At 66.9% G+C, this 12,597-nt stretch carries 9 protein-coding genes; 2 read left to right on the forward strand and 7 right to left on the reverse strand.

Going from position 1 to position 12,597, the window contains the following annotated elements:
- The first annotated feature begins 181 nt into the window (after positions 1-181).
- Positions 182-1,825 carry a GMC oxidoreductase gene (locus ACSQ23_RS28345; RefSeq protein ID WP_436092702.1) on the forward strand — a complete coding sequence of 548 codons (1,644 nt, stop codon included), beginning with the start codon at positions 182-184 and terminating at the stop codon, positions 1,823-1,825.
- Positions 1,826-1,967: 142 nt separating this feature from the next.
- Complete coding sequence (locus ACSQ23_RS28350) at positions 1,968-3,020, forward strand: LacI family DNA-binding transcriptional regulator (protein ID WP_055877436.1); 1,053 nt, start codon at positions 1,968-1,970, stop codon at positions 3,018-3,020.
- A 41-nt stretch (positions 3,021-3,061) separates the two neighbouring features.
- On the opposite strand, the gene ACSQ23_RS28355 is transcribed toward ACSQ23_RS28350, so the two are convergent.
- The 7 genes from ACSQ23_RS28355 to ACSQ23_RS28385 form a co-directional block, all read right to left on the reverse strand.
- The gene (locus ACSQ23_RS28355; RefSeq protein WP_055877432.1) at positions 3,062-4,951 is read right to left on the reverse strand and encodes a beta-L-arabinofuranosidase domain-containing protein; all 1,890 of its coding nucleotides are present in this window, start codon (positions 4,949-4,951) and stop codon (positions 3,062-3,064) included.
- 25 nt (positions 4,952-4,976) lie between these two features.
- On the reverse strand, positions 4,977-6,065 hold the full coding sequence (locus ACSQ23_RS28360) for an ABC transporter ATP-binding protein (protein ID WP_055877429.1): 1,089 nt from the start codon (positions 6,063-6,065) through the stop codon (positions 4,977-4,979).
- Positions 6,062-8,026, reverse strand: a complete 1,965-nt coding sequence (locus tag ACSQ23_RS28365; RefSeq protein WP_436092703.1) for a glycoside hydrolase family 127 protein — start codon at positions 8,024-8,026, stop codon at positions 6,062-6,064. The genes ACSQ23_RS28360 and ACSQ23_RS28365 overlap by 4 nt, the downstream gene beginning before the upstream one ends.
- 14 nt (positions 8,027-8,040) lie before the next feature.
- Positions 8,041-8,904: a carbohydrate ABC transporter permease gene (locus tag ACSQ23_RS28370; RefSeq protein WP_436092704.1), complete on the reverse strand. Its 864-nt coding sequence runs from the start codon at positions 8,902-8,904 to the stop codon at positions 8,041-8,043.
- A gap of 3 nt (positions 8,905-8,907) precedes the next feature.
- Positions 8,908-9,840, reverse strand: a complete 933-nt coding sequence (locus tag ACSQ23_RS28375; protein ID WP_055877418.1) for a carbohydrate ABC transporter permease — start codon at positions 9,838-9,840, stop codon at positions 8,908-8,910.
- Positions 9,841-9,946: 106 nt separating this feature from the next.
- Complete coding sequence (locus ACSQ23_RS28380) at positions 9,947-11,194, reverse strand: ABC transporter substrate-binding protein (protein WP_055877416.1); 1,248 nt, start codon at positions 11,192-11,194, stop codon at positions 9,947-9,949.
- Positions 11,195-11,301: 107 nt separating this feature from the next.
- A complete protein-coding gene (locus tag ACSQ23_RS28385; protein WP_436092705.1) occupies positions 11,302-12,321 on the reverse strand; it encodes a LacI family DNA-binding transcriptional regulator in 1,020 nt (339 codons plus the stop codon).
- Between the last annotated feature and the right edge of the window lie 276 nt (positions 12,322-12,597).

The following is a 12,597-nucleotide window of genomic DNA, read 5'->3' on the forward strand; positions in this document are numbered from 1 at the left end:
CCGGCGGGGGGGGGGGGGGGGGGGGGGCGCGGGGGGGGGGGGGGGGGGGGGGGGGGGCCAAAGCCGAGACTCTTGCCGCCCCCTCCACCAGCTTCGCTGGTCCCCCTCCCCCGCCCCGCGGGGGAGGATCACGACTGCACCGCCGGTGACCCAACCTTTTTCAAACGGAGCAATTCTCACCATGGCTGATGCCACCTACGACGCGCTGATTGTCGGTTCCGGCGCTTCCGGGATCTTCGCGGCGCAGGAACTCACGGCGCAGGGGCTGAAGGTGTTGCAGCTCGAAGCGGGCCCCGAGATCGGGCCGGCCGATTTCGATGCCGCCGACCGCCCGCGCCAGACCGATATTAACCTCTGGCAGCGGGCCAAGGCGACGCTGAGCGGCCAGGGCGTGCAGGCGCGCGCCGCGTTCTTCGATGGCCGGATGCGGCATCTGTTCGTCAACGACATCAAGCACCCCTACTCGACGCCGAAGGACGCGCCCTTCGTCTGGATACGGGCCCGCCAGGCCGGCGGCCGGACGCACACTTTCGGGCGGGTGCTGCTGCGCTGGACCGATGATGATTTCAAAGTCCGAAGCCGCACCGGCCGGGGCGTCGACTGGCCGATCGATTATGCCGAGCTCGCCCCGTATTACGAGGAAGTCGAGCGCGCGCTCGAACTCTATGGCCAGCCCGACAACGTCCCCACCCTGCCCGACAGCCTCTATGCGCATCGCGCCGAACTGACCGGACCCGAGCAGCAGTTCAAGGCCGCCGTCGAAGCGCAATGGCCCGAGCGCAAGGTGGTGACCTGGCGCTATATCGGCCCCGAACCGACCCGCGTGCTGCGCCCGTTGCGCGAAGCCATCGCCTCGGGCCGGCTCGACATCCGCTACAACACCATCGCCCGAAAAGTGCTGACCGACGCGACCGGCAGCCGTGCCACCGGTGTCGAGGCGATCGATACGGTAACCGGCAAGGTCCAGGTGCTCAGCGCCCGCGCCGTGGTGCTCTGCGCCTCGCCGGTCGAGAGCATCAGGCTGCTGCTCAACTCCGCCTCCGACCGGCACCCCCTCGGCCTCGCCAACAGCTCCGGAACGCTCGGGCGGTATTTCGTCGATCAGCTGCCCTCCGTCGCCGCCGGCACCTTCCCCGCCGCCACGGGTTGGTCGACCGCCGACACGGCTCCATCAGATCCGTTCTACGGCCCCTCGGGCGGCGTCTACCTGCCCCGCTTCGTCGGCGCGGACGGCACGGCCAGCACTGATTTCGCCTACCAGGGCTCGATCGGCCGCAGCCGCACTGCGCCCGACCGCCCGGCCCGGCTCAGCTTTTTCGGCTATGGCGTGATGGCGCCCGACCCGGATAACCGCGTCACCCTTAACCCGCGTCGCAAGGACGCCTGGGGCATGCCGATCGCCCATATCCGTTGCAAGATCGGCCCCGAGGACAAGCAGACGCTGGAGCGCGAACTCGCCGCCCTGGTCGAAACCGTCGAGGGCGCCGGCGGCGAGCTCGAGTACATCGGCTCGCCTTTGGGCCTCAGGGAAATGGGCCGCGGCGCCTACCCCGATGCCGACCCGCTGAGCCGGCTGGCCTTCCGCACCCTGTTCAAACAGACCATGGTGATGGGCGCCGCCATCCACGAAGCGGGCGGCGCGCGCATTGGCGCGGCGCAGGCGGATTCGGTGCTCGACCGCTACAACCGCAGTTGGGACGTGCCCAACCTGCTGGTCACCGACGCCAGCGCCTTCCCCGGCGGCGGCGTCTCGGGCACCACGCTGACCATCATGGCGATGACGATCCGGGCGTGCCGGCAGCTGGCGGGGGAGTTGCGGGGTTAGGGGGAGCCGCAGGACTCTCCTTCATCCTCCCCCGCCCCGCGGGGGAGGATTGCGGCACGGCCGGTGCCCCCACCCACCCCTAGACGCTCACAACCCTCTGCTGTTACGTCACAATCCCGCCCATGGAGAACCGGCTCAAGCGATGGCGAAGCGGACGGAGATTCGGACGGCGGGACCTTCGATTGCCGATGTCGCGCGGGAAGCCGGCGTCGCGACATCGACGGTGAGCCGCGCCCTGACTATGCCGGGTCGCATCGCCGAGCCGACCCGGCTCAAGGTCGAGGCCGCGGCGAAAAAGCTCGGCTATACCGGTGGCAACCAGACGGCTCGGAACCTCCGGATCGGTACCGCCCGGACCATCATGATCGTCCTCCCCGAGGAGCTCTATACCGGCGCCTCGCAGACCGTCACCGAAGTGCTGCGGGCCACCGGCAGCGGGCTCAGCGAGCGCGGCTTTTCGCTGCTCATCGCCAACGTCTCGCGCGAGGCCGATACCGACGAGCATATCCTCACCGTGGCGCTGGGCGGCACGGTGTCGGGCGTGTTGCTGATGGCGACCAACATCCCCGAAGTCGCCGGGCGCAGCCTCGGCGACCTCGGCCTGCCGATGGTTTCGCTGCACTTTGATTTGAGCGGCAAGAACATCCCCAGCGTCGTCAGCAACGACCACGAGGCCATCGGCAATGCCGCAACGCAACTGGTGGGGCTCGGCCACCGGCGCTTCCTCTATGTGCGCGGGCGGCTCGACAACTACCACGAGATCGAGCGGCTGCGCGGCGTGCGCGACGCGCTCGAGGCCAGCGGCCTGCCCGAGAGCGCGCTGACCCTCAGCCAGGGCGATTTCAACTTTTCGGGCGGCATCGCCGCCGGCCACGAGTTCCTCGGGCTCGACCCCGCCGACCGCCCCACCGCGGTGATCTGCGCCAACGACGATACCGCCATCGGTTTCATCAAGACCGTGCTCGATGCCGGCCTCGCGGTGCCAGGCGATGTCTCGGTGATCGGCTTCGACGGCGCCGCCGTCGGCCCGTTCATGACCCCGTCGCTCTCGACGGTGCAGCAGGACACCGCCGAACTCGGCCGCCGCGCCGCCCACCTCATCACCGACATTGTGCTGGGCGAACACCGCTCCAACCAGCACCGCTTCGAGGTGCCCTGCACCATCGTGCTGCGGGACAGTGTCAGGGCCCGCTGAGCCTGATGCGCTGCATTGTGGGTGATCGGAGCGGCGTTCCCTCACCCCGCGCCGCCGCGCCATGGGAAGGCGGTGATGCGGAGGGTTTGGGCGCCGCAGGGCACCAGGCGGATCGGTTGGTTTGGCGTGGTGTCGCGGATCGGGCTCAGTGGCGTTTCGTCGGCGATGTGGTCGTCGCGCGCCAGCGTCCATTGCGGTAGCGGGATGCCGGCCAGCGTCAGGCTGAGCGGCGAGGTCTCGGGCAGCCAGGGATTGATCGGCATTGGCGAGCGCTCGATCGAGAGGTCGATCGCGCCGCCATTGGCATCGCGGTCGAGCCCGTAGTTCCACGGCGATTGCGCCGAGAACTCCATCTCGTCGAAGCCGTCGGGCAGCGGGTTGAGGATGGTGCGCTGTTCGGCGATGCGGAGCGAAAACACCAGCGGGCCGCGCCAGACGCTGACGCTGCCGCTATGGCCGGTTGCAAGGCTGACCGGCGCGTCGAAGCTCAAGGTGACGGTGTCACCGCCCTGCCACTGCCGCTCGATCCGGAGAAAACTGCCGGCAACCACCGCGTCGATCGGCTGGCCGTTGAGCTCGGCCCGGGTGGCCTTGCTCCAGTGCGGGATCCGCAGCAGCAGCGGGAACGACACGGGGCGGGCGGTTTCGACGTTGAAGCGGGTGGTGTCTTCGAACGGGTAGTCGGTCTGCTGCGTGATGCTGACCGCAACGCCATCGATCTCGGTCGAGACCGTCGTCGGACCATGGGCGACGGCAGCAAGGCCGCCTTCGGCCGTCGCCATCCAGGCGTATTGCACATATTTGGGCCAGCCCATGTGCAGGTTGTAGCAGCAGCAATGAAAGCCCGAATGCGGGCTGACCAGCAGGTCGTCGCCATGGTCGTCGCGGAACGGCATCAGCCCGCGCGGGTTGGTGCGCGCCACCGGCATATTGGGCAGCGAGTAATATTGGTGCTGCTTGAAATCCTTGGTGGTGGCCGCCGCGAGGAGGTTGAAGGCGATCCGCTCCTGTTCGTCTCCGATCGCCGGGTCGGCCAGCACCTTGAGCGCCATGGCGTTGCTGAGGATCTGCTCGGCCATCGAGCAGAGCTCGACGCCCTGCGTGTCGGAATGGCCGACCAGCGCCTCGGTGCCGCTCCACATGCCGAAGGCGAGGCCGTGCTCTTCGCGGAGCTTCTCGTAGCCGATGCCGAAGGCGTCGCGATGGCTCGCCTCGCCGCTGCGCTGGTAGAGCACCACCGGATATTTCATCGCCTGCGAGACGTTGACGGCGTGGCTGGGCGCGAAGTCGGTCTCCTTCACTTCCAGCGTATTGAAGAACTCCAGCCAGCCATTACCCTGCGCCGGCAGGGCGTCGGCGATCTCGAGCAGAAAACTCTCGCCGGTGCGGTTGTAGAGCCAGAACAGTGTGTCGATCTGATCGGCCACCCGGGCGCGGGCCCAGTTGTGCAGCGGCTGGCCGGCCACGGTATCGCCGAGATAGCGGGCATAGCGCAGCAAGGCGGGAATGATGCGCGCGTCGCCGGTCGCTTCGTGATAGTCGCGCAGCGCCCAGCAGATCACCATGCGCGGCCACCAGTCGAGATTGGAGGCGGGGCCGATCTGGCCGTTCGGCTGCTGCCCGTCGAGCAGCGCATCCACCCACGCTTGGACCTTCTGTTTGAGGTCGGCATCGTCGTGGAGGAAGGCGAGGCTGATCAGCCCGCGGAGATAATACGGCCCCTTCTCCCAGTCTTCGCCCGTGCCGCCGCGCCAGGCACTGTCCGGCCCCAGCGATGGCAGGATCGTTTCGGCATGGCCGGTCATCCCTTCGGCTTGCAGCTTCAGCTGGTTGGCCAGCCACCCCCCTGCCCTGACGCTGCCAAGCGGCAAGGGGATGAACGGCGTCTCGAGCAGCGGCGCGCGGTTGGCGACGGGGGAACTGGCGGTCATATGGGAGGGTCCTGAAAAGTTGGGGCTAGCGCAGCCGTTCGCCGGCCTTGGCAAAGAGCCGCATCTGGGTCGGCTCGCAGCCGAGCCAGACCGGCTGGCCGGGCTCGAAGTCGTCGCCATCGCGCTGCTCAGCAACAACGGTCTCGCCGCTGCCGGTGACGCAGTAGAGGTAACGCGTGTTGCCCAGATACTCGGAGAAATCGACCCGCGCCGCGATGGCGCCCGGGCGGTCGGCGCCGGGGTGGAGGTGCTCGGGCCGGATGCCGAACTGGATGGCGCCGGGAGCCGCGCCGAGTTCGGCCGCGAGCGCCAGGCTGGCGCCGGCGACTTCGACAGTGCGCCTGTCGCGCAAGCGCGCCGCAAGGAAGTTCATCCGTGGCGAGCCGATGAAACCGGCGACGAACATGTTGTCGGGGTCTTCGTAGACTTGTCGCGGGGTGCCGACCTGTTCGATCCGGCCATCGCGCAGCACCACGATCTTGTCGGCCAGCGTCATCGCCTCGATCTGGTCGTGGGTGACATAGACCATGGTGTTGCCGAGCTCGCGATGAAGCCGCGCCAGCTCGATGCGCATCGAGACGCGGAGCTCCGCATCGAGATTGGACAGCGGCTCGTCGAACAGGAACGCCAGCGGCTTGCGGACAATGGCGCGGCCGATGGCGACGCGCTGGCGCTGCCCGCCCGACAGCTGGCCGGGGCGGCGTTCGAGCAGGTGATTGATCTTGAGGATCTCGGCGGCCGCGCCGACCCGGGCTTCGACCTCGGCGGGCGGCGTGTGGGCGATCTTCAGCCCGAAAGCGAGGTTATCCTTGACGCTCATATGCGGATAGAGCGCGTAGGACTGGAACACCATGGCGATGCCGCGCCGCGCCGGATCGGAGTCGGTGACATCGCGGCCACCGATCAGGATGTCGCCATCGGTGACCTCCTCGAGCCCGGCGATCATCCGCAGCAAGGTGGATTTGCCGCAGCCGGACGGGCCGACGAACACCACGAACTCACCGCCATTGATGGTGAGATCGAGGCCATGGATGACATCGACCGAGCCAAAGCTCTTCTGCACATGGCGCAGCTCGATATCGGCCTTAACCAGGGCTTCCGACTGCATGCTCATGTCGCGGACCTCACCCAGACCAGCATTTCGCCCGGGGCCCGGTTGTCCCACAGGTAATAGGGCACGAAGCGCGCTGTGGTGTCGCTCAGCCCCGGCACATCCGAGCGGTAGAGCTCTGCCGACCAGGCGCCATCATCCTCGCGCAGGGCCGGCAGCGACAGGCTGACCGCGCCGCCGAACTCGGTGATCGGCGCGGTGGCCATGCCGCCAAGGCTGCGCGGCAGCAGCAGCGAATTGAGCTCGGCGCCGTTGTCCGCCTCTTCGAGGCAGTAGACCAAGGGACCGCGGGCCACTGCGACCCGGCCGGTATCCTGCCGGACCTTCGGGTGGGCCCGCACCGGGCGCGCCTCCATCGGCAGCGCCATCTCGACGACATCGCCATCGCGCCACTCGCGCTCGAGCTTGAGGTAGCCCGAGTTGCCGGTCTCGACCGGCACGCTCTGCCCGCCGATCGCCACCTTGGCATCCTTGCACCAGGACGGGATGCGCAGCGACAGGGTAAAGCGGGTCGGCTGCGCGAGACCGACGGTGAGGCGAACGGCGCCGTCCCACGGGTAATCGGTGCTCTGCGTCAGGGTCAGGTCGGCGCCCGCGACCTCAAGCTTGGCAACACTGTCGGCATAGAGATGCACCGCGACACCGGTGTCCGAGACGCCGTAGATATAGGTACCGATCGAGGCCACCAGCCGCGCGATATTGGGCGGGCAGCACGGGCATTTGTGCCAATCCCAGCGGTGATGCTGGCCGTGGCTTTCGAGCGGATTGTCGTAGAAGAACCGCGACCCATCGCGCGACAGCCCGGTCAGCGCGCCATTGTAGAGGGCCTGTTCCAGCACATCGGCGTAGCGGCGGTCGGGCGCGCTGCCCAGCATCCGGCTGGCCCAGAACACCAGGCCCACCGAGGCGCAGGTCTCGGCATAGGCGGTATCGTTGGGCAGATCGTAATAGTCGGTGAACCCCTCATTGGAGGCCGATGGGCCGATGCCGCCGGTGACGTACATCTGCTTGGCCGTCAGATCGTTCCAGAGGATTTCGAGCGCGTCGGTGAGCGAGCTGTCGCCATACTCGGCGGCGATATCGGCCATGCCCGAATAGAGATACATGGCCCGCACTGCGTGCCCGACCACCTTCTGCTGCTCGCGCACTGGCAGGTGCGACTGGGTGTAGCGGAAATCGGCGTGGAGCGAGGCCGGCCAGGATCCCCTCGCGTTCTCGCCACGCGCCTCTGCCTCGACGTCGAAATAATGCGGCTGTTGCCCGCGCTGCTCGACGAAGTATTTGGCGAGTTCGAGATAGCGCCGCTCGCCGGTCTCGCGCGCCAGCCGGACCAGCGCCAGCTCGATCTCTTCATGGCCGCAATAGCCGGGCTTCTGGCCCGGACCGGTGCCGAAGGTGCGCCCGATATGGTCGGCATAGCGCATCATGGCGTCGAGCAGCTTCCGCTTGCCGGTCGCCTGGTGATAGGCGACCGCCGCCTCCATCAGGTGGCCGGCACAGTAGAGCTCGTGACAATCGCGCAGGTTCGTCCAGCGCTGGCCCGGCTGCATGCGGATGTACCAGGAGTTGAGGTAGCCATCCTCGAGCTGGAGGCCCGCGAACATCTCGATGATCCCGTCCATCTTCGCTTCGAGCGCCGGATTGGGGCGGCGATAGAGCGCGTAGGCGGCGGCCTCGATCACCTTGGCGACGTCCGAATCCCAGAACATCTGGGCCGTGATGGTGTCGAGCACGCCATACTGGTTCCGGCGGAACGGCAGGCGCATCTCGGGCACCGGCCGGCTCGGGTCGATCTGGTCGAACATGCCGGCGGCGAGGCACCGCTCATAGAGGATGTCGACGGTCTTGTTGGCCACGGCGTCGATGTGCTGGCCCCAGAACCCGTTGACCGCAACCTGCGGGATGCGCAGCGGGCGGAAGGCCAAAGGGGCTTGGACGGGCGGCTCGGCGGAAATGGCAGTCATCTGAGGTTCCCGGATCATTTGACGGCGCCCGCGGTGAGGCCACGGACGTAGTAGCGTTGGAGGAGGAGGAAGAGCGCGAGGCAGGGCAGCATCATCACGGTGACGCCGGACTGGATGGCGCCCCAGTTGATGGTGCCGAACTGGCCCGAGGCGACGGCCGTCATCAGGATCGGCAGGGTGTACTGGTCCTGGTCGGTCATGAAGATCAGCGCGGCGAGGAACTCGTTCCACGAGTTGAGGAAGGCAAAGATCGCGACGGTGACTACCCCCGGAAACACCAGCGGCAGCATGACCTTGACCAGCACCAGCCAGACCGAGGCCCCATCGACCCGCGCCGCCTCCTCGATCTCGCGCGGCACCGCATCGAAGGCGTTGCGCATCATGAACACCGAGAACGGCAGCTGCAGCGTCACGTAGACGAGGATCAGCCCGAACAGCGAGTTCTGCAGCTTCAGCGCCGAGAGGATCAGGAACAGCGGCGTCAGGATCGACTGGAACGGCACCATGATCGACATGATGATCAGGACGAACAGGGTGTTCTTGAACGGGAACTTGAAGCGCGAGAAGCCATAGCCGGCGAGGAGGCTGACGATCACCGAGATGATCACCGTGCCCAGCGCCACCGTCAGGCTGTTGCCGGCATGGGCCCAGATCCCGGCGCCGAAATCGTTGAGCACCGCATAGTTGTCGAGCGTGGCGCCATCGACCGGCCAGGGTGGGATGGGCGGCTTTCGCGCCTCGCTCGGCCGCTTGAAGCTGACGAGGATGCTCCAGGCCAAGGGAGCGAGGAACAGCAAGGCAACGCCCATGCCGAAACCATGGCGGGCGATGCCGTTGAGAAGCGCCTTGCGGCGGCGGGTGGCCTGGCGGGCTGACATGGCTCAGATCCCCTCATGCGTGCGGAGGATCCGCAGTTGGACGACACTGATCGCTAAAAGGATCACCAGCAGCACCATGGAGAGCGCCGCGCCGTAGCCCATGCGGAAGGAGACGAACGACGAGTTGAAGATCCAGTAGACCGCCGTGAGCGTCGTGTTGCGCGGGCCGCCCTGGGCGATGATGTAGAACTGGTCGAAGGCCAGCATCGAGCCTGCCACCGAAAGGATCAGCGCCAGGGCGATGGTGCGGCGCATCAGCGGCAGGGTAATGCGGGTGAAGAGCTGCGGGCGCGACGCGCCATCGATGCGAGCCGCTTCGCGCAGATCCGTCGGGATGCCCTGCAAGCCGGTCATCAGGATGATCATGGTGAAGCCGGAGGTCTTCCACACCACCATGGCGATGACCGACCAGAACGTCGCATCGAAGCTGGAAAGGATGTTGATGCGCTTCTGGGTGAGGCCCAGTTGCTGCAAGGCGGGACCGAAGAGGCCCGCATCGACATTCATCAGCCAGGCCCAGAGCAGGCTCGCCGAACCGAAACCCACCACCACCGGCAGGAAATAGATGGTGCGATAGAACCCGGCCAGCGGTCGCTGCCGTTCGACGAACAGCGCCAGCGGGAAGGCCACGGCAAAGATCACGACGGTGACGACGACGGTGTAATAGAGCGTGAAGCGCATGGCGCTCCAGAAGCGCCCGTCCGCCAGCAGCGCCTCGTAATTGCCGAGCCCGATGAAGCTCGATTTGCCGAGCAACGGCCAGTTGTGCAGCGACATCCAGGCGGTCATCCCCAGGGGGATGACGAAGAAGGCGACAACCAGCAGCAGCGCCGGGGCGACAAAGAGCAGTCCGACAAGCTGCCGGCGGCCCGGTCGCCGGCTCGGACGTCGAGTTGGGCGTCGGCTGGTGGCGGTGGTGAGGGTCTCAGTGGCCATTGCTGTCATCGAACTTGCTGAGAAAGGGCGGGCAAAGGGTGTCCGGAGCCCCGGGGGAGGAAGGGGCTCCGGACAGGGCATGGCGCGAGAGCCATGCCGGTCGGGCTTACTTGCCGTAGTTGTCGATGATCGACTGCATCGTCTCCTGGGCGGTGGCGATGGCGCCATCAGGATCCGCGCCGAAGAAGGCTTCGGTCAGCATCTGGGCCCAGGGGCCGGTCGGGCTGTTGATCAGGTCGTTATAGACCGGCGTCGACGGCGTGCGGCCGATCGACATCGCCTCGGCGGCAATGGCGTAGCGCGGATCCTGATCCTTCAGCGCTTCGGCGGCGACATCGGCACGGGTCGGCAGGCTGCCGCCGCTGGCGAGAATGGTCTGGCCTTCCACCGAATAGAGGAAATCGACGAATTCCTGGATCGCCGGCAGCTTGTCGGCATGTCCAGCCGACACGGCGAAATTGTCGCCACCGCCGAACGAGGAGCGATTGCCGTCCTTGCCGGGGATGAAGGTGATGCCGAAATCGACCTCGGGATATTCCTTGGTCAAAGTGCCGATGGAGAAGGCGCCGGACTGCGAAATGCCGACATTGCCGGCCGCAAAGGTCGAGAGCCAGTTGCTGCCATTGTCGGTTTCGGCGCCATCGGGCACGTAACCCTTTTCGACCATGGTGCGGTAGAAGTTGATGGCATCGTGCATCTGCGGCGTATCGAGCGTCGCCTTCTTGCCGCCTTCGGCAAAGATGTCGCCACCCGAGGCCCAGACCAACGGCAGGAAGGTGAAGGCGTTACAGCCGCCGCAGGCGCCGGCGAAATAGAAGCCGTTGATTTCGCCACCCAGCGCATCGACCTTGGCGGCAGCCGCCTCGATCTCGGCCCAGTTGGTCAGCGGCGCATTCGGATCGAGCCCGGCCTGCTCGAACAGCTTCTTGTTCCACAGTAGCACCGAGCCCTCGGCGAGCAGCGGCATGCCATAGGTCTTGCCGTCATAGCTGCCGGCCTCGATATGGGCCTTGGACAGCTGGTCGTAATAGGGCAGTCCCTTGGCAAAGCTGGTCAGATCTTCCAGCTGGCCGGCCGCCGCGAAGGCCGGCGTGTAGATCAGGTCGAGCCCGATAATATCGGGCGCCGAGCCGCCGGCGGCGGACGTCGCATATTTCTGCACCATCTGGTCGGACGGCACGAGCTGCAGGTCGACCTTGGTTTCGTGGCCGGCATTGAACGCCTCGACCAGCGCCGGCAGGGCGCTGCCCTGGCGCGACCACATGGTCAAAGTCGTCTGCGCGAAGACCGGCAGGCTGGTGCCGAGCACGAGCCCGGCCAGGCTGACCGCAAGGATGTTGCGAGCAAGTTTCATGTTTCTCCTCCATCTTCACCCCTTCAGCATGAAGCGGGCGATCTGTTGTGGCCGAGGCTGCATCGCGTTGCCGGGGGTGCCGGATGTGCAGCTCGGGGCCAAATTGACTAGGCCTCCGTGCCCTCCACGCGCTTGCCGCCGCCGCAGGATTGGCGGACGACCAGGGTGCAGGGAATTTTGTGCTCGGCGGCGGTGTCGAGCTCGCCGCGCGACATCGCCAGCACCATCAGGCCGGCCTGCTGGCCGAGCATCCTGAGGTTCATGTCGATGGTGGTGAGCGGCGGCAGCGTCGCATCGGCGACGATCTGCCAGTTATCGAACCCGACCACGCCGACCTGCTCCGGCACCTTGATGCCGCGCTCGCGCAACTCGTCGATGACGCCGCGGGCAATCTGGTCGCTGCCGCAGGTAATGCCGTCCGGCGGCGGGCTGGCGCCCGACCAGAGCTCGGCCACCGCCTGTCGCCCCCAGCGCTCGGCCCACTGCCCATGCATGACCCGCCCCGGCTTGCCGATGGCCTCGCGATAGCCCGCGGCGCGCGACCGGGCGGCAAGGTGGCTTTCGGGGCCGGTGACATGCACGATGTCGCGGCGACCGGTCTTTAGCAGCCAGTCGGCGCCCATGCGCGCCCCATCCTGGTCATCGACCGTGATGGTCGGCGAGCCGCTTGGGCTGGCGGTCAGCGCATAGACCACGGGCACATCGGCATCAGAGAGGTCGAGCGGGATATGCCGGTCGGCGCGACGGCCGGAAACGATCAGCCCATCGACCCGCCGCTCGAGCAGCGCGTTGACATGCAGCCGCGCCCGCTCGGGGTCTTCGTCGACCGCGGCCAGCAGCACCGACACGCCATGATCGACCAGCGCATCGGTGATGCCCGCCATGACCGGGAAGCTGAATCGACCATAGGTATCGTCGGTGAGGAGCCCGATGGTCAGGGTGCGCTTCTTGATCAGCGCCTGCGCCATCAGGTTGGGCCGGAACTTCAGCCGCAGCGCCACTTCCTGGATCGCCAGGCGCGTCTGTTCCGACAAACGTCCGGTGCCGTTCAGCGCGTTCGACACCGCTGCGATGCTGACCCCCGCAGCTTCCGCGACATCCCTTATCGTCACTTTGGTATCGCGCATCGCCACTGGTGAAAGGTTTCATCACTCTGCTTAAACGCTTTATCAATCGGGTTTGGTGGAGTCAATGGAGTCGAGTGGGAACGCGATGTCGGGGTGCCTGGAACGTGCAGTCGGGGCGCCCTCTCCCGCTTACGGGGGAGGGCGGATGAGGGCGAAGAGCCCTCACCGCGAGGGGACCGGCCGACAGGCCGGTGGGAGGGGGGTGCCGCAGACACGGGCCCTGCCCCATCCGCTCACTATCAATGCGTGGGGCACCGCCAACCGTCAGTGCGTGGG

Origin of the sequence: Devosia sp. LjRoot16, from assembly GCF_964252795.1 — a bacterium.
GTDB lineage: Bacteria > Pseudomonadota > Alphaproteobacteria > Rhizobiales > Devosiaceae > Devosia_A.

Coding starts and splice junctions, on each gene's coding strand:
- ACSQ23_RS28370 (WP_436092704.1), bottom strand. CDS start 8,904: ATGTCAGCCCGCCAGGCCACCCGCCGCCGCAAGGCGCTTCTCAACGGC.
- ACSQ23_RS28350 (WP_055877436.1), top strand. CDS start 1,968: ATGGCGAAGCGGACGGAGATTCGGACGGCGGGACCTTCGATTGCCGAT.
- ACSQ23_RS28345 (WP_436092702.1), top strand. CDS start 182: ATGGCTGATGCCACCTACGACGCGCTGATTGTCGGTTCCGGCGCTTCC.
- ACSQ23_RS28355 (WP_055877432.1), bottom strand. CDS start 4,951: ATGACCGCCAGTTCCCCCGTCGCCAACCGCGCGCCGCTGCTCGAGACG.
- ACSQ23_RS28365 (WP_436092703.1), bottom strand. CDS start 8,026: ATGACTGCCATTTCCGCCGAGCCGCCCGTCCAAGCCCCTTTGGCCTTC.
- ACSQ23_RS28385 (WP_436092705.1), bottom strand. CDS start 12,321: ATGCGCGATACCAAAGTGACGATAAGGGATGTCGCGGAAGCTGCGGGG.
- ACSQ23_RS28360 (WP_055877429.1), bottom strand. CDS start 6,065: ATGAGCATGCAGTCGGAAGCCCTGGTTAAGGCCGATATCGAGCTGCGC.
- ACSQ23_RS28380 (WP_055877416.1), bottom strand. CDS start 11,194: ATGAAACTTGCTCGCAACATCCTTGCGGTCAGCCTGGCCGGGCTCGTG.
- ACSQ23_RS28375 (WP_055877418.1), bottom strand. CDS start 9,840: ATGGCCACTGAGACCCTCACCACCGCCACCAGCCGACGCCCAACTCGA.